Raw genomic sequence first — 20,844 nt, forward strand, 5'->3', positions numbered from 1 at the left:
GGTCGCGGGTGTGGGGGCATCGTAACCAGGAGGGCCTAGGCGGGCAGTCCGGGCGGGGTCTTGGCCGGGCTGTTCTCCAGCGCCTCCAGAGCCAGCCTCACGGCCTCGTCCAGCTGGACGTCCCGGCCGGCGGCGTGGTCCTGGGGACGCTGGACGACCTCGACGTCCGGGTCGACGCCGTGGTTCTCGACGCCCCACTCGTAACCCTCCAGCCAGAACGCGTACTTGGGCTGGGTGATCAGGGTGCCGTCGACGAGCCGGTAGCGGCTGTCGATGCCGATCACCCCGCCCCACGTGCGCGTGCCGACGACCGGGCCGATGCCGAGCGCCTTGATGGCCGCGTTGACGATGTCGCCGTCGGAGCCGGAGAACTCGTTCGCCACGGCGACGACCGGACCGCGAGGCGCGTCCTGCGGGTAGCTGTACGCCCGCATCCCGCGCGGCAGCGCCCAGCCGACGATCCGCCGGGCCAGTTTCTCCACGACCAGCTGGGAGGTGTGGCCGCCGCGGTTCTCCCGGACGTCGACGACGAGTCCCTCGCGGGCCACCTCGACGCGCAGGTCGCGGTGGATCTGGGCCCAGCCGGGGGCCTGCATGTCGGGGACGTGGAGATAGCCGAGGCGGCCGCCCGACCTCTCGTGGACGTAGGCGCGGCGGTCGGTGACCCAGGCGTGGTAGCGCAGCGGTTCCTCGTCGGAGATCGGTACGACGACGGTGTGCCGCACCTCGCCCCCGCCGGCCGGGGAGACGGTCAGCTCGACCGGCTTGCCCGCGGTGCCGACGAGGAGGGGCGCGGGGCCGGTGACCGGGTTGACGGGGACTCCGCCGACGGCCACGATCGCGTCCCCGGCGCGTACCGCGACGCCGGGTGCGGCGAGCGGGGAGCGGGCGTCGGGGTCGGAGGTCTCGGTGGGCAGGATCCGGTCGATCCGCCAGCTGCCGTCCTCGTGGCGGGAGAGGTCCGCGCCGAGCAGCCCCTGCCGGGGCCCGTGCCCGTGGCCGCCGCGCGGGACGACGTAGGCGTGGGAGGTGCCGAGTTCGCCCTGCACCTCCCACAGGAGGTCGACGAGATCGTCGTGGGTGGCGACGCGGTCCACGACCGGGCGGTAGCGGTCGAGGACGCCGGTCCAGTCGACGCCGCTCATGTCGGGGCGCCAGAAGTGGTCCCGCATGATGCGGCCGGTCTCCTCGTACATCTGCCGCCACTCGGCCGACGGGTCGACGGTCTGCCGGATCCGGGAGAGGTCGACGGTGATGTTGGTGTCGCCGTCGTCGTCGGCGGCGCGCCGGTCGCTGGGGACGACCTTCAGCCGCCCGTCGGTCCACAGCAGGATCCGTTTGCCGTCGCCGCTGACGGCGAAGTGGTCGGCGTCGGCGGCGAGATGCTCCAGGCGCTGCTGGGCGAGGTCGTAGCGCTCCAGCTCGGTCTTGGGGTCGGGGTCGTCGGGGGTGGCCCGGGAGGAGCCGAGGACGCCCTGGACGGGGTGGCGCAGCCACAGCACGCCGTCCTTGGCGGCGCGCAGGTTGGAGTAGCGGGCCGCCTCCACCGGGAACGGCACGATCCGGTCGGCGAGGCCTTCGAGGTCGATCCGGGTGGCCCGGGTGCCCTCGCTGTCGGGGGTCTCGTCCTTGTCGGGTGCCTCGAAGGGGCGGCCGTGCCGCTGCGGGCCGAACGGCGAGGGCGTGGTCGCGGCGAGGGTGATCAGGTGCGGGCGGTCGCCGACGACGAAGGCGAGGTCGAAGACGTGCTCGTCGTAGACGGGGTCGAAGGAGCGGGTCGAGAGGAAGGCGAGGTGCTTGCCGTCCAGGGTGAAGGTGGGCGCGTAGTCCTGGAAGCGGAGCGGGGTCGCCTCGGTGACCGACAGGTCGGTGGTGTTGGCAAGGCGGAGCTGGCGCAGCGGGCGCGGGCCGGGGTGCGACCAGGCGAGCCACGCCGAGTCGGGTGAGAAGACGAGGCCGGAGACGTCTCCGTCCGCGCTGCGGTCGACCTCCCGGACCTCGCCGGTCTCCCGCTCGACGAGCAGGACGCGTCCGTCGTGCGCGGCGACGGCGGCCCGGCTGCCGTCGGGTGCCATGGCGAGGCCGAGGACCCGGCCGAGCTGTCCGGCGGCGAGGCGGCGCGGGGTGGCGCCGGGGGCGAGGCCGGTGGCGGGCGCGAACTCCAGGGCGTCGTCGCCCTCGGCGTCCGTCACCCACACCACCCACTCCTCGCCCTCCGTGCGGAAGGTGCGGGGCAGCCGGGCCCGTACGCCGGGCTGGGCCGCCAGCGTCCGGGTCGGACCCGAGCGGTGAGTGACCCAGTGCACGGCACCCCGGACGCCGACCGCGCTGCCGCGCGCGGTGTGGTCGGGGGCGGCGGAGCCGAACCAGCCGGCGGCGTCCACGGGGAAGGGCTGCCGGTCGGTGCGCTGTCCGCCGAGCCGGATGTCGAGCCGGCGCGGCTCGGCGCCCTCCAGGTCGTCCAGGAGCCACAGTTCACCGGCGGAGACATAGACGACCCGGGTGCCGTCACCGGCCGCGTGCCGGGCGTAGAAGCCGTCGAGCGGGGTGTGCCGCCGCAGATCGGACCCGTCGGCGAGGGAGGAGTACAGCGCGCCGACGCCTTCGTGGTCGGAGAGAAACCCGATCCGCTCCCCGGCCCACACCGGGAACTCGATGTTCCCGTCGAGGTCCTCATGCAGCCGTACGAACTCCCCGGCGCCTTCCCCGTCGCGGACGTCCCGGTCGATCCAAAGCTTGCCCGCGGTGCCGCCCCGGTACCGCTTCCACCAGGCGGCCTCGCGGCCCATCGGCGCGGACAGCAGCACGGTGCTCGGCCCGAACGCGACCCCGCCGACGGGCCCGTACGGCAGGACGCTGGAGGGCCCTCCGTCGAGCGGGACGGCGTGTGCCCAGGAACGGCGCAGGCTCGCCTGGCCGTGGGTGGTGATCGCGAGGACCTGTCCGTCGGGGGTCCAGTCGCGTACCTGGGTGCGCCAACTCCCCCAGTGGGTCAGGCGTTTCGCGGGTCCGCCGTCGACCGGGGCGATGTGCACCTCGGGGGCGCCGTCCCGGGTGGAGGTCCAGGCGACGGTGGTGCCGTCGGGCGAGATGCGCGGGGTGGAGACCGGGACGTTGTCGGCGCTGACCCGCCAGGCCCGGCCGCCGTCGAGGGGGGCGATCCATACGTCGTCCTCGGCGGTGAAGGCCACCAAGTCGCCGTGCAGGTGCGGGAATCGGATGTACGAGGGCGTCGCGGGCTGTGTCACCCGGTCAGCCTATGCAGGGGCGGTCGCCGTCGGACAGGGCTTTGGATCACTTGGCGGTCACTTGCCCTGGACGGGCCGGCAGTCCGGGTACTTGTCGCACCAGATGGTCTCCGTGACGGTCACGGTGACGGTGGCCTCGGGCCCTCCGTTGCCGCCCGGGTTGTTGGGCTCGGGCGAGGCGTTGCAGTTGCCCAGGCCGTTGACCTGGAACCACTGCTTGCCGTCGATCTTCGCCGTCAACTCGCCGCGGACGCACTGCCCGTTGACGACCCGGGTGATCTTCCCGTGGACGTCGATGTCCTTGCCGTCGGTGGTCTCGCCCGTGCAGGTGACCTCGGCGACGGCGTTCTCGGTCGCGGTGGGCGTGGGCCGGTTGCCGTAGGTGGCGTGGCAGGTCAGCCACTGCACCTCGGCCTTCTGCCGGTTCAGCTCCCGTGTCACGGTCTGGTCGGTGGTGTACGCCACGGACGCGGAACTCAGCCCCGCCGGATCACAGGCGACGGCCCCGCCGACGGCGACGACGGCAAGGGCGGCACCGGCGGCGACCCGCCGCCCGCGGCGGCCTCGCTGCTGCCAAAACCTCCTGAATGCCCCCATGGAGGGCAGCTTCCCACTGTCCCGCCCGACGCGGTAGAGCGCATTGGGACACTCATCCCACAATCGAGTGAAGATCGACGCCCGCGGAAAACCCGGAGACCGGGCGGTGTCCGTCCGCCTAACGTGCCGGTATGCGCAACGACCGCCGCCTCCGCCGACTCGTCGTGGACGAGAACACGGCGTACCTGTGGAACTTCCGCCAGACGAAGGGCGCCGACGGCGTCTGGCGCGACACCGTCACCCTGCACCGGGACGGCGACCGCACCCGGTTCGTCTTCCGAGCGGGCGGCGCAGGCTCGGGCCGGTACGTCTCCGAGGGCGACATCTGGTTCCAGGGCTGCGCGGTCGACGGCCGGGGCAGCGGGATCAATCTCCGCGAGCCCGCCGTCGTACGCGCCCTGCTCGACGAAGCGACCCGGCGCGGTCTGCTGCGGCCCGGCGACCGGGAGTTGGACGGCTGGGACCTCTTCTACGCCGTCGAGGCGGCCGTCGATCTCAAGCGCGCAGCAGCAGCCACTCCTGCAACTCCACCAGGTTCCCCTCCGGGTCCTTGAGGTGGGCGACCCGCATCCGGTCGGTCATGGGTGCGGGCCCGTGCAGCAGGACGGCACCCCGCTCGACGATCTGCGCGCAGTAACCGTCGAGGTCGTCGACGCGCAGCACGACCAACGACCGGTGCCCGCTGGCCTCGTCGCCCAGCTCCCCCAGGATCCCCGCCATCATGGCCCGGTCCTGGAGGGCGATCCCGGCGGAGCCGGTCGCGGGGCTGAACTTCTCGTACGGCCCCTCGGTCGCCCCCGACTGCGGCTTGAGGCCGAGGACTTCGGCGTAGAAGCGGTAGCAGAGGGGGAAGTCGGTGACGAGCAGCCGGACTTGAGCGAGTTCCAAGAGGTTCCCCTCGGTGTCAGGACCAGCGGCCGGTGCGGGCCAGGAGCACGGCGGTGGCCGCGGTCCCGGCGGTCGACGTACGCAGCACGCTACGCCCCAGGACGTACGGCTTCGCCCCCGCTTCCGTGAACAGCGCCAACTCGTCCTTGGCGACGCCCCCTTCGGGGCCGACGACCAGCACGATCTCGCCCTCGGTGGGGAGTTCGGCGGTGGCGAGGGGCGCGCTTGCGTTCTCGAAGTCGGAGTGGAGGACGGCGGCGAAGTCGGCCTCGGCGAGGAGCGCGGCGACCTGCTTGGTGGTGGCGAGGTCGGCGATCTCGGGGAAGCGCACCCGGCGGGACTGCTTGCCGGCCTCGCGGGCGGTGGCCCGCCATTTGGCGAGGGCCTTCAGGCCGCGGTCGCCCTTCCACTGGGTGATACAGCGGGCCGCCTGCCAGGGCACGATCGCGTCGACGCCGGTCTCCGTCATGGTCTCGACGGCGAGTTCACCGCGGTCGCCCTTGGGGAGGGCCTGGACGACGGTGATGCGGGGTTCCTCGGGCGGCTCCTCGGCGACCGTGTCCAGCTGGACGATCAACCGGTCCTTGCCCTCGGTGCCGAGCACCACGCAGTCGGCCCAGCGGCCGGTGCCGTCGGTGAGGATGACGTCCTCGCCGGGCGCGAGCCGCTTCACGGAGACGGCGTGGCGGCCCTCGGGACCGTCCAGGACATAGCGTCCGCCGGGGCCGGAGTCGGCGAAGTGCTCGACGACGAACACGGGAGCCGTCATCGGACGTCACCGCCTTCCGGGAACTCAGGGAACTCGGGGAAGACCGACAACGCTGTCCTCGCGGCGGCGAGTTCACCGGCCAGGACCTCCACGAGCTGCCCGGCGGGCAGGTCGCGTGCCATGCGGTGGCCCTGTCCGGCCCACAGCGCCATGCCCTGCGCGTCCTTGGCCTTGGCGGCGGACTTGCGCAGCGGTGAGGTGAGGTGGTGGACCTCGGGGTAGGCGGCGGGGGCGTAGCGGCCGTGCTCGCGCAGGAAGCGGTTGACGAGGCCGCGGGCGGGGCGGCCGGAGAAGGCGCGGGTCAACTCGGTGCGGACGAACAGGGGGTTGGTGAGCGCCTCCTTGTGCACGGCGGCGGCACCGGACTCGGGGGTGGCGAGGAAGGCGGTGCCGAGCTGGGCGGCGCTCGCCCCGGCGGCGAGGACGGCGGCGATCTGGCTGCCGCGCATGATGCCACCGGCGGCGACGACCGGGATGCCGACGGTCTCGCGGATCTGGGCGACGAGGGAGAGCAGCCCGATCCCGGCGCCGTCGCTGTCGGGGACGTCCCGATGGGTTCCTTGGTGTCCGCCCGCCTCCACGCCCTGCGCGATGACCGCGTCCGCGCCGGCCCGCTGCACCGCGAGGGCCTCCTCCGGGGTGGTCGCGGTGACGAGGGTGAAGGTGCCGACGCGGCGGAGGGATTCGAGGACGTCGGGGGTGGGCGCGCCGAAGTGGAACGACACAACCGGCACGGGGTTGTCGAGGAGCACGGCGAGCTTGGCGTCGTATCCGTCGTCCCGGCCGCTGTCGGGGTCGCCGAGCTCGGTCTCGTACCAGGCGGCCTCGCCGGCGAGCTGGTGCGCGTAGACCTCCACGGCGGCGGGATCGGCATACTCCGGCTGCGGCATGAAGAGGTTGATCCCGAAGGGGCGCCCGGTGAGCCCCCGCAGCTGCTTGATCTCCTGGTACATCCCGTCCGCGGTCTTGTACCCGGCGGCGAGGAACCCGAGCCCCCCGGCGTCGGACACGGCGGCGGCGAGCTGCGGCACGGAGACGCCGCCCGCCATGGGGGCCTGCACGATCGGATAGGGGAAGAGATCGGTCAGCGCGGAGGACATGACCGCATGTTGTCACGTCCTCCGAACAAGTCCGAATCCGGCCTTCCGCTGGCATAGGCCAGGGGAATGGGCGGCGGGTGAGGGCCCTGACCACTGGTCGAGGACCAGTGAAATCCGGCTACCCGCACCCGCACTCGGCGACCGTTTCCGCGCTCCCGTCATCGACCGTTGAAGGCGTCCTTCAGCCGCGAGAACAACCCCTGCTGCCCCGGCTGGAACTGCCCCGTGGGCCGCTCCTCGCCGCGCAGCTTCGCCAGTTCCCGCAGCAGGCGCTCCTGCTCGGGGTCGAGCTTGTTCGGGGTCTGGACCTCGACGTGGACGATGAGGTCGCCGCGGCCGCCGCCCCGCAGATGCGTGACACCGCGGCCGTGCAGCGGGATCGACTGCCCGGACTGGGTGCCGGGACGGATGTCGACCTCCTCCATGCCGTCGAGCGTCTCCAGCGGCACCTTCGTGCCGAGCGCCGCCGCCGTCATCGGGATCGTCACCGTGCAGTGCAGATCGTCGCCGCGCCGCTGGAACATCGCGTGCGGCAGTTCGTGGATCTCGACGTACAGGTCACCGGCCGGACCGCCACCGGGCCCGACCTCGCCCTCACCGGCGAGCTGGATCCGCGTGCCGTTGTCGACACCGGCCGGGATCTTGACCGTGAGGGTACGGCGCGACCGTACGCGACCGTCGCCCGCGCACTCGGGGCACGGCGTCGGAACGACCGTCCCGAACCCCTGGCACTGCGGACACGGCCGGGACGTCATGACCTGGCCCAGGAAGGACCGCGTCACCTGCGACACCTCACCGCGACCGCGGCACATGTCACATGTCTGGGCCGAGGTCCCCGGCGCCGCGCCCTCACCGCTACAGGTGGAGCAGACGATCGCGGTGTCGACCTGGATGTCCTTCGTGGTGCCGAAGGCCGCCTCGTCGAGCTCGATCTCCAGCCGGATCATCGCGTCCTGGCCACGCCGGGTCCGCGACCGCGGACCGCGCTGCGAGGCCGTACCGAAGAACGCGTCCATGATGTCCGAGAAGTTCCCGAACCCACCGGCCCCGAAGCCGCCCGCGCCACCGCCGCCGGCCTGCGAGAGCGGGTCGCCGCCGAGGTCGTAGACCTGCTTCTTCTGCGGGTCCGACAGCACCTCGTAAGCGGCGTTGATCTCCTTGAACCGCTCCTGGGTCTTCGGATCCGGGTTGACGTCCGGGTGCAGCTCGCGTGCGAGCCGACGGAACGCCTTCTTGATCTCATCCTGCGACGCGTCGCGGCGCACGCCGAGAACGGCGTAGTAGTCCGTGGCCACTTACGACTCCGCCAGGATCTGTCCGACGTACCGTGCCACTGCGCGTACCGCTCCCATCGTTCCCGGGTAATCCATGCGGGTCGGTCCGACCACGCCGAGCTTGGCGACTGCCTCGCCGCCCGAACCGTAGCCGACCGACACGACGGACGTGGAGTTGAGTCCCTCATAGGCGTTCTCATGACCGATGCGTACGGTCATGCCCGAATCCCCGGCCTCACCAAGCAACTTGAGAAGCACGACCTGCTCCTCAAGGGCTTCGAGCACCGGTCGGATAGTGAGGGGGAAGTCATGTCCGAAGCGGGTGAGATTGGCGGTGCCGCCGATCATCAACCGCTCCTCGTTCTCCTCGACGAGTGTCTCCAGCAGGGTGGAGAGCACGGTCGAGACGGTGCCGCGGTCCTCGATGTCGAAGCCCTCCGGCAGGTCCTCCACCAGGTGCGGCACATCCGCGAAACGGCGTCCCGCGACCCTGCTGTTCAGCCGCGCCCGCAGATCGGCCAGCGAGGCCTCTCCGAAGGGCGCCGGGCAGTCGACCATGCGCTGCTCGACCCGCCCGGTGTCCGTGATGAGGACGAGCATCACGCGCGCGGGGGCGAGCGAGAGCAGCTCCACATGCCGGACGGTGGACCGGGTCAGCGACGGATACTGCACGACGGCGACCTGCCGGGTGAGCTGAGCGAGCAGCCGTACCGTCCGCGCGACGACATCATCGAGATCGACGGCGCCGTCGAGGAAGTTCTGGATGGCCCGCCGCTCGGGCGCGGTCATCGGCTTGACGCCGGCGAGCTTGTCGACGAAGAGCCGGTAGCCCTTGTCGGTGGGGATCCGCCCGGCGCTGGTGTGCGGCTGGGCGATGAACCCCTCGTCCTCCAGGGCCGCCATGTCGTTGCGGATCGTCGCCGGCGAGACACCGAGGCTGTGCCGCTCGGTCAGCGCCTTGGAGCCGACCGGCTCCTCGGTGCCGACATAGTCCTGGACGATGGCGCGCAGCACCTGAAGCCTGCGTTCACTCAGCATCGCGCACACCTCCAGAGGTCGTTCCCTTGGCGCTTCGCCTGGCACTCTTCACATCCGAGTGCCAGCGTTCCCCGGCCCAGTGTACGGCGGTGGGGTACCGCCCCGGCAAGGTCGGTCCGGCCACGGCCTCCCGTACGGCTAGCGTCGCCGTATGACGGTGACTTGGGAAGAGCTGGGGTGGGAGCGGGTGGCGGCCGGGGTCGGGCGGTGCCGGCTCCCTGGCTGGGACTGCACGGCGGGTCTGGTCGTCGGCGAGGGTACCGCTCTGGTGATCGACGCCGGGTCGAGCCTGGCTGAGGGCGCGCGCATCCGCGCCCAGGCGGAGACCCTCGCGGGCCGGCGTGTGACCCATCTCGCGCTGACACACCCCCACTTCGACCACGTGTTCGGGGCAGCGGCGTTCACGGACGCGGAGGTGTTCGCCCCGGTGGGCATGGACACCCTCTTCGCCCAGCACCACGCGCGCGAGGAGCTGCGCTCGGACGCGATCCGCAACGGCCTGGAGGAGGCACTCGCCGATGAGGCGGTGTCGGCGCTGCCCCGCCCCCGCCACCACGTCTCCGGCGAGTGGACCCTCGACCTCGGCACCGGCCGCCAGGTCCTCCTCGCGAACGTCGGCCCCGGCCACACCGCCCACGACCTCGCGGTCCTCGTCCCCGGCTCCCCCGAGGTGGTCTTCTGCGGCGACCTGGTCGAGGAGTCCGGCGAACCCCAGGCGGGCCCGGACGCCGTACCGTCCCACTGGCCGGCCGCGCTCGACAGGTTGTTGGACCTGGGCGGCGAGGACGCACTGTACGTGCCTGGTCACGGAGCGGTGGTGGACGCGGCCTTCGTACGACGCCAGCGCGACGCCCTGGCCACGAGGTTCGGCGTGTCGCGCTAGGTCGGCCGGGGCTTCTCCTATCGTCATCCGAATGCGCCAGTACTCCGCCGACCTGACCCCGCCCTGGAAGAAGCCGAAGCCCGTCCCCGAGGTCCCGGCGGAGCCCGGCCTGGTGGTCGAGGAACCCGGCACCGGCTTCTGCGGCGCGGTGATCCGCTGCGAGGCGGGCACGGTGACCCTGGAGGACCGCTTCGGCAAGCACCGGGTGTTCCCGCTGGAGCCGAGGGGCTTCCTGCTGGAGGGCCGGGTGGTGACGCTCGTCCGCCCGACAGGCATTACGCCGGTACGTCCCTCCCGTACGGCATCCGGCTCGGTGGCCGTCCCCGGCGCACGCGCACGCGTGGCCCGCGCGGGGCGCATCTACGTCGAGGGCCGGCACGACGCCGAACTGGTCGAGAAGGTCTGGGGCGACGACCTGCGCATCGAGGGCGTGGTCGTGGAGTACCTGGAGGGCGTCGACGACCTGCCGAGGATCGTGGAGGAGTTCGCGCCGGGCCCGGACGCCCGTCTGGGGGTGCTCGTGGACCACTTGCTGCCGGGCACGAAGGAGTGGCGCATCGCGGAGGCGGTGACGAGCGAGCACGCCCTGGTCGTCGGCCACCCGTACATCGACATCTGGGAGGCGGTGAAGCCGTCGTCCCTGGGCATCGCGGGCTGGCCGCGGGTGCCGCACGGGCAGGACTGGAAGACGGGCGTGTGCCGGGCGCTGGGCTGGCCGCCGGAGAACACGGGGGCGGTGTGGCAGGCGATCTTGAAGAGGGTGACCTCGTACAAGGACCTGGAGCCAGAGCTGCTGGGAAGGGTGGAGGAACTGATCGATTTCGTCACGGCGTAACTCGGAGCGCTCATAGGCGCAGGCGCACTGCACCAACCTAAGGGGCGCGGGGAACTGCGCGACCAGCCCCCACCGGCCCGCAGACTCAATCGACGAGGTCCCTCACCACCGCATCGGCCAGAAGCCGCCCCCGCAGGGTAAGCACGGCACGCCCCTCCTCATAGGGCCCCCCATCCAGCAGCCCCTCCGACAGCGCCCGCCGAGAAGCCGCCAGCCCCTCCTCCCGCAGCAGCGACAGCGGCACCCCCTCCCGAAGCCGCAGCTCCAGCAGGATCCGCTCGACCCGCCGGTCCTCGTCCGAGAGCAGCTCACGCCCCGCCCCCGGCGACTTCCCCGCCGCCAGCGCGGCCGCGTACGCGCCGGGATGCTTGACGTTCCACCAGCGCACCCCGCCCACATGCGAGTGCGCTCCGGGCCCGGCCCCCCACCAGTCCGCGCCCCGCCAGTACAGCTCGTTGTGGAGGCACCGCCCGGCCTCGGAGGTGGCCCAGTTGGACACCTCGTACCAGTCGAAGCCCGCCGCCGAGAACGCGTCCTCGGCGATCAGATACCGGTCCGCGTGGACGTCGTCGTCGGTCATCGGCACTTCACCCCGCCGGATCCGACGGGCCAGCTGCGTCCCCTCCTCCACGATCAACGCATACGCGCTGACGTGGTCAGGGCCCGCCCCGATCGCCGCCTCCAGCGAGGCCCGCCAGTCGTCGTCGGACTCCCCCGGCGTGCCGTAGATCAGATCCAGGTTGACGTGCTCGAAGCCCGCCGCCCGAGCCTCCGCCACGCACGCCTCCGGGCGGCCCGGCGTATGCGTACGGTCCAGCACCTTCAACACATGCTGCTTCGCGCTCTGCATGCCGAAGGAGATCCGGTTGAAGCCGCCCTGCCGCAGCGTCGCGAGGTACGCCGGGTTCACCGACTCCGGATTCGCCTCGGTCGTCACCTCCGCGTCCGGCGCGAGCCCGAACTCGTCGCGGATCGCCGCGAGCATCCGTACGAGATCGCCGGCGGCCAGCAGCGTCGGCGTACCGCCCCCGACGAACACCGTACGGACGGGACGCGGGTCGTCGCCCAGCACCTTCCGGGCCAGGCGGATCTCGTCGATGAGGGTGTCCGCGTAGTTGTCGCGGGAGGCCAGCACCCCGCCCGTGCCGCGCAGCTCGGTCGCCGTGTAGGTGTTGAAGTCGCAGTAGCCGCAGCGGGTCGCGCAGTACGGGACGTGGAGATAGAACCCGAGGGGGCGGTCGGCGGACCCGGCGAGGGCGGACGCGGGGAGCGTGCCGTCGTCGGGGACGGGCTCGCCGTCGGGGAGTGCGGAAGGCATGCGGTCCATTGTCCAGCACTGGGAGGAGTCCCCCCGTAAAGGTCACTCCGCTTGCAGCACCAGCAGCGCCAGATCGTCCTCCGGCGGGCGCATCCCGAACTCGTGCACCAGCCTCTTGATCCGCTCGGCGATCAGCGGAGCCGGCAGCCCCGCGCAGCCTTCGAGGGCCGTCGCGAGGCCGTCCGCGTCGTCGAACTGGCGGGAGCCGCAGCGGCGCTCCGTCACCCCGTCCGTGACGGCCAGCAGGGTGTCCCCCGGCCGCAGCTCGAAGGTCTCACTCGTGTACGTCTCGTCCTCCACCACGCCGAGGAGGGTCTGGGGGCGGGCGGCGGTGCGGACCTCGCCGCCCGCGCCGAGGAGTAACGGGAGGGGGTGGCCCGCGGAGGCGAGGGTGCAGTGGACGCCGCCGTCGAAGGGGGCGAGTTCGCCGTAGAGGAGGGAGAGGAAGCGGGTCTGGGGGCCGTCGCCGGCCAGGGAGCGGCCGCCCGCGGCGACGAGGGCGCGGGCGGCGGCGTCGGCGGCTTCCGTGGCGTCGTCGAGGAGGAGCTGGTTGAGGCGGTCGAGGACGTCGGCGACGCGGTAGCCCTCGCGGGCGAGGAGCCGCAGCCAGGGGCGGGCGAGGCCGATGACGACGGCCGCCTCGGGGCCCTTGCCCTGGACGTCGCCGACGGCGAAGCACCAGCGGCCGTCGCCGGCCGGGAAGAGGTCGTAGAAGTCGCCGCTGGGGCCGTTCTTGTCGTACGGCTCGTAGACGAGCGCGCTGCTCATCCCGGGGATCTCGGCGACCGCGCCGGGCAGCAGGCCGCGCTGGAGGACGGCGCTGATGGTGGCCTGGCGGGCGTACTGGCGGGCCGCGCCGATGGCGAGCGCGACACGGCGGCCGAGGTCCTCGACGAGGCCGGTGATCTCGTCGGGGAAGCGCAGCAGCCCGGACCGTCCGATGACGAGCGTGCCGAGCGGCCGGCCGCCGGCGATCAGGCGGTACGCCAGTGCTGTGCCGTGTGCTCCGTGCGTGCCCAGCGCCTCGCCGGGCCAGGGGAACGGCACGGGTCCGGAGCGGGGCGGTTCGGCCGGTCTCGGGGGGTCCTTCTCCAGGGCGCGGCGCAGTTCCTCGATGCGGCTCTCGTGGCCGTGCCAGACGCGGGCGAGCCGGGGTCCGGAGCCGCCGAGCCCGTCGGCTCCCCAGCCTCCGCGTCCCATGTGCTCGTCCTCCAGCCAGACCGCGCACCAGTCGGCGAGGCGCGGCACGATCAGCTGTCCGGTGAGCGCGGCCACGAGGTCCTCGTCGAGCTGTCCGGCGAGCAGGTCGGAGGCCTCGGCGAGGAAGGACAGGGCACCGCGGTTGAGCCACTCCCGGTCGCGTTCGGCGCGCCGGGGCTCGGGCGCGAGGCCCTCGGCGACTTTCAGGCCGCGCTCCAGCGCGCGCTCCCCGGCGTATGCCTCGATCTCCCCGACGGCCGCGCCGTCCGCGTCGGTCAGCCGCGCCCACACCGTCTTGGTGCCCCTGCGGTAGGTGATGCCCCAGGACTCGGCGAGCGTGGCGACAAGGCGCAGGCCGCGGCCGTACTCCGGGGTGCCGTACGGTCCTTCGGGCTCGCCGCCGCGCGGGGCGCGCGAGGGGTGGTGGTCGGAGACCTCCACGACGAGGGCGCCGGTCTCCTCCATCCGGCACTCCAGCTCGACGTCGGTGCCGGCGTGCACGACCGCGTTGGTGACGAGTTCGCTGACCACCACGACGGTGTCGTCGGTCAGCCGGTCGGTGAGCAGTCCGGAGCCGGGAAGGCCCAGTTCGGTCCATTCGGTGAGCGCGGCGCGCAGCAGTGCGCGGGCGGCGCCCGGCGCGAGGGAGCTACCGGAAAGGGTGGCGTGCGCCCGGGCGCACAGGAGCGCTTCGGAGGGCACAGGCGCATCAGAGGCACCGGGATCGGTCTCCCGTTGCGTCGGAATGGCCCCCATGTCCAGCTCCCCGAGCAGTTCGGACGAATACGCCTCAGTCGATGCGGACAGAGTGACAGACTGACTGCGCCCATAAGCGCCGAGTTACTGAAGTGGGCCGCCATGAGTGAGAACAGTGCTACGCGTGTGCTCGAAGACGGACAGAATCACGACCAGATTCGAGCATCGGATCTGCGTCCGCTGCTCGCCGCGATGACAGCCGCTCGGGACGGACACTTCTCGAAGGTTCAGGAAGCGGGGCAGCACGGGATCACCGCCGAGCTGACCGCGATCTTCAACCAGCTGGTCGACCGGAACGTCCATTTCACCACCGAGGTCCAGCGGGTGAAGCGGGAGCTGGTCCGGCACGGCCGGCTGGACGAGCGGCTCTCCCCGAGCCCCGGCGCGGGCGCCTGGGCGTCCCGGGTCTCCGATGTGAACCAGCTGCTGGACGCCCTGGTGGCCCCCGCGGCCAACGCGACCCGGGTCCTGGACGCGGTGGCCGGCGGTGATCTGACCCAGCGGGTCGATCTCCACGACGGCAACCGTCAGTTGCGGGGGGATCTGCGGCGCCTGGGCCGGGCCGTGAACAAGATGGTCGACCAGTTGTCCCTGTTCACCGGTGAGGTGACGCGGGTCGCCCGTGAGGTCGGTACCGAGGGGCGGCTGGGCGGGCGGGCCAAGGTGCAGGGCCTGTCGGGCAGTTGGCGGGATGTGACCGAGGCGGTCAACACCATGGCGTCCCGGCTGACGGCCCAGGTGCGGGACATCGCCCTGGTGACCACGGCGGTGGCGCGCGGCGACCTGACCCGTACGGTCACCGTCGAGGCGACCGGTGAGCTGCTCGAACTGAAGCTGACCGTGAACACGATGGTGGACCAGCTGTCCGCCTTCGCCGACGAGGTGACCCGGGTGGCCCGCGAGGTCGGCACCGAGGGGCAGCTGGGCGGGCGCGCGCAGGTGCGGGGTGTGTCGGGTGTCTGGAAGGACCTCACGGACAACGTCAACTTCATGGCGTCGAACCTGACTTCACAGGTGCGGAACATCGCCCAGGTGACGACGGCCGTGGCGAACGGCGACCTCAGCCAGAAGATCACCGTGGACGCGCAGGGCGAGATCCTGGAGCTGAAGTCGACCATCAACACCATGGTCGACCAGCTCTCCGCCTTCGCCGACGAGGTCACCCGCGTGGCCCGCGAGGTCGGCACCGAGGGCAATCTCGGCGGGCGCGCCCAGGTACGGGGGGTCTCCGGTGTCTGGAAGGACCTCACCGACAACGTCAACTTCATGGCGGACAACCTGACTTCGCAGGTCCGCAACATCGCCCTGGTGTCGACGGCCGTGGCCCAGGGCGACCTCGGCAAGAAGATCACCGTCGAGGCGAAGGGCGAGATCCTGGAGCTGAAGTCGACCATCAACACCATGGTCGACCAGCTCTCCGCCTTCGCCGACGAGGTCACCCGCGTGGCCCGTGAGGTCGGCACGGAAGGCAACCTGGGCGGTCAGGCGCAGGTGCGGGGTGTGTCGGGTGTCTGGAAGGACCTCACCGACAACGTCAACTTCATGGCCCTGAACCTGACTTCGCAGGTGCGCAACATCGCCCAGGTCACCACCGCCGTCGCCAACGGCGACCTCTCCAAGAAGATCACCGTCGACGCCCGCGGCGAGATCCTGGAGCTGAAGGACACCGTCAACACCATGGTGGAGCAGCTGCGCGCCTTCGCCGACGAGGTGACCCGGGTGGCCCGCGAGGTCGGAACCGACGGCCGACTGGGCGGCCGGGCGCAGGTGTTGGGCGTGTCGGGTGTGTGGCGTGATCTGACCGACAACGTCAACTACATGGCGGACAACCTGACTTCGCAGGTGCGGAACATCGCCCAGGTCACCACCGCCGTCGCCAACGGCGACCTCTCCAAGAAGATCGACGTGGACGCCCGCGGCGAGATCCTGGAGCTGAAGACCGCCATCAACACCATGGTCGACACGCTGTCCTCCTTCTCCTCCGAGGTCACCCGCGTGGCCCGCGAGGTCGGTTCCGAGGGCCAACTCGGCGGCCAGGCACGGGTCGAGGGCGTGTACGGCACCTGGAAGCGCCTGACGACGAACGTGAACGAACTGGCGTCGAACCTGACCACCCAGGTCCGCGCGATCGCCGAGGTCGCCTCCGCGGTGGCGCAGGGCGACATGTCCCGCTCGATCACGGTGGAGACGCAGGGCGAGGTCGCCGAGCTGAAGGACAACATCAACCTGATGGTGGCCAACCTCCGCGAGACGACCCGCGCGAAGGACTGGCTGGAGTCCAACCTGGCCCGTCTGGCTGCGCTGATGCAGGGCCACCGGGACCTGATGGAGGTCGCCGACCTGCTGCTGCGCGAGCTGACCCCGCTGGTGAACGCCCAGTACGGCGCGTTCTTCCTGGCCGATCCCGATGAGGACGGTGCCTCTCTCCGCACAACCGTTCCTGCGAAAGGGCTCGCGTTCATCGCCGGGTACGGCTCGGCGCAGGGCGCGACCGTCGAGACCGGGGGCCTGCCGGTGCACGGCCTGGTCAGGCAGGCGGCACGCGAGAAGAAGCGGATCCTCGTCGAGGAGGCCCCGCCGGACTACATCAAGATCAACAGCGGGCTCGGGGAGGCGGCGCCCACGAGTGTGGTCATCATCCCGATCCTCTTCGAGGACAAGCTCCTCGGCGTGATCGAGCTGGCGTCCTTCTCCCGCTTCTCCGACGTCCACCTCGCCTTCTTCGACCAGTTCGTGAACACCATCGCCGTCGCCATCAACACGATCATCGCCAACTCCCGTACGGAGTCCCTGCTCGGCGAGTCCCAGCGGCTGGCCCGCCAGCTCCAGGAACGTTCCGACGAACTCCAGAAGCAGCAGGCCGAGTTGCAGCGCTCGAACGCCGAACTGGAGGAGAAGGCGGCCCTGTTGGCGACGAGCTCCCAGTACAAGTCGGAGTTCCTGGCGAACATGTCCCACGAACTGCGGACCCCGCTGAACTCCCTGCTGATCCTGGCGAGGCTCCTGTCCGACAACCCGGACGGCCATCTCTCCGACCAGGAAGTCCAGTTCGCGACGACGATCCACAGGTCGGGCTCGGACTTGTTGCAGCTGATCAACGACATCCTCGACCTGTCGAAGATCGAGGCGGGCCGCATGGACGTACGCCCGAAGAAGCTGCCGCTGATCAAGCTGCTCGACTACGTCCACGCCACGTTCCGCCCGCTCACCCTGGACCGGGGGCTCGCGTTCGAGGTGGCGGTCGGCGAGGACGTACCGCGCGAGATGTACTCGGACGAGCAGCGGCTCCAGCAGATCCTGCGCAACCTGCTCTCCAACGCCATCAAGTTCACCGCGACCGGCCGGGTCGAGCTGCGGGTCAACCGGATCCTGGACACCGAGCACACCCTGGTCCGCGACACCGACCAGGTGATCGCGTTCTCCGTCACCGACACCGGCATCGGCATCGCCGCCGAGAAACTCCCGGTGATCTTCGAGGCGTTCCAGCAGGCCGACGGCACCACCAACCGCAAGTACGGCGGCACAGGGCTCGGTCTGTCGATCAGCCGGGAGATCGCCGGCCTGCTGGGCGGCCGGATCGTCGCCGAGAGCGAACCCGGCCGGGGCTCGACCTTCACGCTGTACGTCCCTGTCATCAGCCCCGGCCACACGGCGACCGGCCCGACCGCCGAGGACCGCGCCCTGCCGGTGCCGGAACAGCTGTCGACCGAGCCCTTCACCTCCGCCGACGTCGACGACTCCTGGCCGACGCCCACCAAGCTGGAGGCGTGGAAGACGGGGCGGGCGGGCCAGGTGCTGCCCGGGCGGCGGGTGCTGATCGTCGACGACGACATCCGCAACGTCTTCGCCCTGACCCATGTCCTGGGCCGGGTCGGGATGCCCGTGCTCTACGCGGAGAACGGGCGCGAGGGCATCGAGACGCTGGAGCGCAATCCGGACGTGGAGCTCGTCCTGATGGACATCATGATGCCGGAGATGGACGGTTACGAGACCATCGCCGCCATCCGCCGCACCGCGCGCTGGAGCGGCCTGCCCATCGTCGCGCTGACCGCGAAGGCGATGCCGGGTGACCGCGAGAAGTCGATCGCGCGGGGCGCCAACGACTACGTACCCAAACCGGTCGACGTCGATCAGCTGCTGACCGTCGTGTGCGCGCTCCTGGACCCCGAGGGCGGGGAAGACTCCGAAGAGGCCGAGGGCGACTCGGAGACCGAAGCACCGGACCCGACGGGAGAAGTGCCGGTCCCGCCGACGACTGAATGAGGCACAGTCACCATGAGCGCTGAGGCAACGACCGAAGAGCGCGCCAGCATCCTCCTCGTCGACGACATGGAGGACAACCTGGTAGCCCTGGAGGCCGTCCTGGGGTCCCTCAACGAGCCACTGGTACGCGCGCGTTCGGGCGAGGAGGCGATGAAGGCGCTGCTCCGCCAGCAGTTCGCCCTCGTCCTGCTCGACGTCCGCATGCCGGGCATGGACGGCTTCGAGACCGCCGCGAACATCAAACGGCTCGACCAGACCAAGGACGTCCCGATCATCTTCCTGACCGGCGCGGAGGACGACTCCGGCTACGCCTTCCGCGGCTACGCGACCGGCGCCGCGGACTACTTGACCAAGCCCTTCGACCCTTGGGTGCTACGGGCGAAGGTCACCGTGTTCCTGGACCTGCACCGCAAGAACCTCCAGCTGGAGCGGCTGCTGGCACAGGACCAGGCGGACCAGAGTGAGGTGAGCGGCAGACTGGCGGCTCTGGAGGCGGAGTTGGAGGGGGAGACCCCACCGGACCTGGCAGCACTGCGCGCCGAGGTCCGGGAACTGCGCCGACTGGTAAGCAGGGGCCGCCTGTAACGCCCCGTAAGGGGCGCGGGGCTGTTTCGATATGCGGCTCCGCCGCGTGGGCGCGACAAGCCACGAACCAGCCGCAGCCGCCGCGCAATCCCCCGCCACCCCCTACTTCTCGCGAGCCCCGGCGTACATCTCCTCGATGAGGTGCTTGTACTCCCGCTCCACAACCGGCCGCTTCAGCTTCAGGCTCGGCGTGATCTCACCGTGCTCCACGTCGAGGTCCCGCGGCAGCAGCCGGAACTTCTTGATGGTCTGCCAGCGCTGAAGCCCCTCGTTGAGCTCCTTCACATACCCCTCGATGAGAGCGACCGTGCCCGGCGCGGCCACGACCTCCGCGTACGACTTGCCGTCGAGCCCGTTCTCCTTCGCCCAGCCGAGGATCGACACCTCGTCCAACGCGATGAGCGCCGTGCAGAAGTTCCGGTCGGCGCCGTGCACCAGGATGTTGGAGACGTACGGGCACACCGACTTGAACTGCCCCTCGACCTCGGTCGGCGCGATGTACTTGCCGCCGGAGGTCTTGAAGAGGTCCTTCTTGCGGTCGGTGATCCGCAGGTACCCGTCGGGCGAGAGCTCACCGATGTCCCCGGTGTGGAACCACCCGTCGGCTTCCAACACCTCCGCGGTCTTCTCGGGCAGCCCGTGGTAGCCCTCCATGATGCCGGGCCCGCGCAGCAGGATCTCCCCGTCCTCGGCGATCCGCACCTCCGTGCCGGGCAGCGGCTTGCCGACCGTGCCGGTGCGGTAGGCCTCCCCCGGGTTCACGAAGGACGCGGCCGAGGACTCCGTAAGACCGTAACCCTCAAGGATGTGGATGCCGGCGCCGGCGAAGAAGAACCCGATCTCCGGGGCGAGGGCCACGGAGCCGGAGACACAGGCGCGCAGGTTGCCGCCGAAGGCCTCGCGGATCTTGGCGTACACCAGCGCGTCGGCGACCTTGTGCTTGGCCTCCAGGGCGAACGGGGCGCTCGCGGTGCCGGTGCGGCGGAAGTTGTCCTGGGTGACCTTGGCGTACTCGCGGGCGACGCCGGCCGCCCACTGGAAGATCTTGTACTTGGCGCCGCCGCCCGCGCGGGCCTTGTTGGCGATGCCGTTGTAGACCTTCTCGAAGATGCGCGGGACAGCCGCCATGTACGTCGGCTGCACGACCGGCAGATTCTCGATGATCTTGTCGACGCGGCCGTCGACGGCGGTGACGTGCCCGACCTCGATCTGGCCCGAGGTGAGCACCTTGCCGAAGACGTGGGCGAGCGGCAGCCACAGGTACTGCACGTCCTCGGCGCTGATCAGGCCGGTCGCGGCGATGGCCTTGGCCATGTACGCCCAGTTGTCGTGCGGGAGCCGGACGCCCTTGGGGCGGCCCGTGGTGCCCGAGGTGTAGATGAGGGTGGCGAGCTGGTCCTTGGTGATCGCTCCGACCTTCTCCTTGATCAGGTCGGGGTCCTTCTCCAGGCGGGCGGCGCCCCGGGCCTCCAACTCGGCGAGGGTGAGCACCCGGTCGCCGGTCTCCACACCCGCGCCGTCGAAGACCACGACATGGTGGAGGTCGGGCAGCTCGGCCTGCTTCTGCTGCGCCTTGGCCAGCTGCTCGGCGTTCTCCGCGAACAGCACCCGGCTGTCGGAGTCGGAGACGATGAACGCGGACTCGTCGGCGTTGGTCTGCGGATACACCGTGGTCGTGGCGGCGCCGGCGCACAGGATGCCGAGGTCCGCGAGGATCCACTCGATCCGCGTCGAGGAGGACAGCGCGACCCGCTGCTCCGGCTGCACCCCGAGCTCGATGAGCCCGGCGGCGATGGCGTAGACCCGCTCGGCGGCCTGCCCCCAGCTCAGCGATTTCCACTCGTCGGGGCCCTCACCGGAGGCGGCCGGCACCGGGTACCGGTACGCCTCGGCGTCCGGCGTGGCCTCGACGCGCTCCAGGAAGAGGGTCGCCACGCTCGGCGGACGGTTCTCGATCAGGGTCTGTGTGTCGCTCACGACATCCTCCGGGGCCCGCGACAGTGCGGCGGCTGGCTCAGTGCGGCTGGTGGCTCAGTGCGGCTGGTGTGCTGCTCGAGTGTTGTTTAACTCACGAGTAACCATCGAGTGGA

Annotated in this window: 15 protein-coding genes; 5 read left to right on the top strand and 10 right to left on the bottom strand. The window is 71.1% G+C overall.

The window, feature by feature from the left end; translation table 11 throughout:
* Nucleotides 1–35: 35 nt before the first annotated feature.
* Entirely contained in the window at nt 36–3,248 is a 3,213-nt protein-coding gene (locus tag ABZ928_RS44550) for a S41 family peptidase (protein ID WP_361532742.1), read from the bottom strand.
* A gap of 57 nt (nt 3,249–3,305) precedes the next feature.
* Nucleotides 3,306–3,845 carry a hypothetical protein gene (locus ABZ928_RS44555; RefSeq protein WP_361532745.1) on the bottom strand — a complete coding sequence of 180 codons (540 nt, stop codon included), beginning with the start codon at nt 3,843–3,845 and terminating at the stop codon, nt 3,306–3,308.
* Between the two features lie 131 nt (nt 3,846–3,976).
* Between ABZ928_RS44555 and ABZ928_RS44560 the strand changes: the two genes are divergently transcribed.
* The gene (locus ABZ928_RS44560; RefSeq protein ID WP_361532748.1) at nt 3,977–4,399 is read left to right on the top strand and encodes a hypothetical protein; all 423 of its coding nucleotides are present in this window, start codon (nt 3,977–3,979) and stop codon (nt 4,397–4,399) included.
* On the opposite strand, the gene ABZ928_RS44565 is transcribed toward ABZ928_RS44560, so the two are convergent.
* The 5 genes from ABZ928_RS44565 to hrcA form a co-directional block, all read right to left on the bottom strand.
* Nucleotides 4,341–4,733, bottom strand: coding sequence for a VOC family protein (locus tag ABZ928_RS44565; RefSeq protein ID WP_361532751.1), 393 nt, complete (start codon nt 4,731–4,733; stop codon nt 4,341–4,343). The two genes, ABZ928_RS44560 and ABZ928_RS44565, sit on opposite strands and share 59 nt — an antisense overlap.
* Nucleotides 4,734–4,749: 16 nt before the next feature.
* On the bottom strand, nt 4,750–5,502 hold the full coding sequence (locus tag ABZ928_RS44570; protein WP_361532754.1) for a 16S rRNA (uracil(1498)-N(3))-methyltransferase: 753 nt from the start codon (nt 5,500–5,502) through the stop codon (nt 4,750–4,752).
* Entirely contained in the window at nt 5,499–6,602 is a 1,104-nt protein-coding gene (locus tag ABZ928_RS44575; protein WP_361532757.1) for a nitronate monooxygenase, read from the bottom strand. The genes ABZ928_RS44570 and ABZ928_RS44575 overlap by 4 nt, the downstream gene beginning before the upstream one ends.
* Before the next feature lie 158 nt (nt 6,603–6,760).
* On the bottom strand, nt 6,761–7,897 hold the full coding sequence (dnaJ, locus tag ABZ928_RS44580; protein WP_361532760.1) for a molecular chaperone DnaJ: 1,137 nt from the start codon (nt 7,895–7,897) through the stop codon (nt 6,761–6,763).
* Nucleotides 7,898–8,914, bottom strand: a complete 1,017-nt coding sequence (gene hrcA / locus ABZ928_RS44585) for a heat-inducible transcriptional repressor HrcA (protein WP_361532763.1) — start codon at nt 8,912–8,914, stop codon at nt 7,898–7,900. It abuts the gene before it with no gap.
* A gap of 151 nt (nt 8,915–9,065) precedes the next feature.
* On the opposite strand from hrcA, the gene ABZ928_RS44590 reads away from it, so the two are divergent.
* Together ABZ928_RS44590 and ABZ928_RS44595 are read left to right on the top strand one after the other, a co-directional pair.
* Entirely contained in the window at nt 9,066–9,797 is a 732-nt protein-coding gene (locus ABZ928_RS44590) for an MBL fold metallo-hydrolase (protein ID WP_361532766.1), read from the top strand.
* Nucleotides 9,798–9,828: 31 nt separating this feature from the next.
* The gene (locus tag ABZ928_RS44595) at nt 9,829–10,632 is read left to right on the top strand and encodes a DUF3097 domain-containing protein (RefSeq protein WP_361532769.1); all 804 of its coding nucleotides are present in this window, start codon (nt 9,829–9,831) and stop codon (nt 10,630–10,632) included.
* An 85-nt stretch (nt 10,633–10,717) separates the two neighbouring features.
* Here ABZ928_RS44595 and hemW read toward each other — a convergent pair whose 3' ends face one another.
* On the bottom strand, nt 10,718–11,950 hold the full coding sequence (gene hemW / locus ABZ928_RS44600) for a radical SAM family heme chaperone HemW (RefSeq protein WP_361532772.1): 1,233 nt from the start codon (nt 11,948–11,950) through the stop codon (nt 10,718–10,720).
* 42 nt (nt 11,951–11,992) lie between these two features.
* On the bottom strand, nt 11,993–13,906 hold the full coding sequence (locus ABZ928_RS44605; protein ID WP_361532775.1) for an ATP-binding SpoIIE family protein phosphatase: 1,914 nt from the start codon (nt 13,904–13,906) through the stop codon (nt 11,993–11,995).
* A gap of 102 nt (nt 13,907–14,008) precedes the next feature.
* Between ABZ928_RS44605 and ABZ928_RS44610 the strand changes: the two genes are divergently transcribed.
* Both ABZ928_RS44610 and ABZ928_RS44615 read left to right on the top strand, forming a co-directional pair.
* Nucleotides 14,009–18,169 carry a HAMP domain-containing protein gene (locus tag ABZ928_RS44610; protein WP_361532778.1) on the top strand — a complete coding sequence of 1,387 codons (4,161 nt, stop codon included), beginning with the start codon at nt 14,009–14,011 and terminating at the stop codon, nt 18,167–18,169.
* Nucleotides 18,170–18,181: 12 nt separating this feature from the next.
* Nucleotides 18,182–18,754 carry a response regulator gene (locus tag ABZ928_RS44615; protein ID WP_361532781.1) on the top strand — a complete coding sequence of 191 codons (573 nt, stop codon included), beginning with the start codon at nt 18,182–18,184 and terminating at the stop codon, nt 18,752–18,754.
* Nucleotides 18,755–18,856: 102 nt separating this feature from the next.
* On the opposite strand, the gene ABZ928_RS44620 is transcribed toward ABZ928_RS44615, so the two are convergent.
* Nucleotides 18,857–20,731 carry an AMP-dependent synthetase/ligase gene (locus tag ABZ928_RS44620; RefSeq protein WP_361532784.1) on the bottom strand — a complete coding sequence of 625 codons (1,875 nt, stop codon included), beginning with the start codon at nt 20,729–20,731 and terminating at the stop codon, nt 18,857–18,859.
* Nucleotides 20,732–20,844: the final 113 nt, after the last annotated feature.

It is taken from the genome of Streptomyces sp. NPDC046909 (genome assembly GCF_040644695.1).
Classification (GTDB): domain Bacteria; phylum Actinomycetota; class Actinomycetes; order Streptomycetales; family Streptomycetaceae; genus Streptomyces.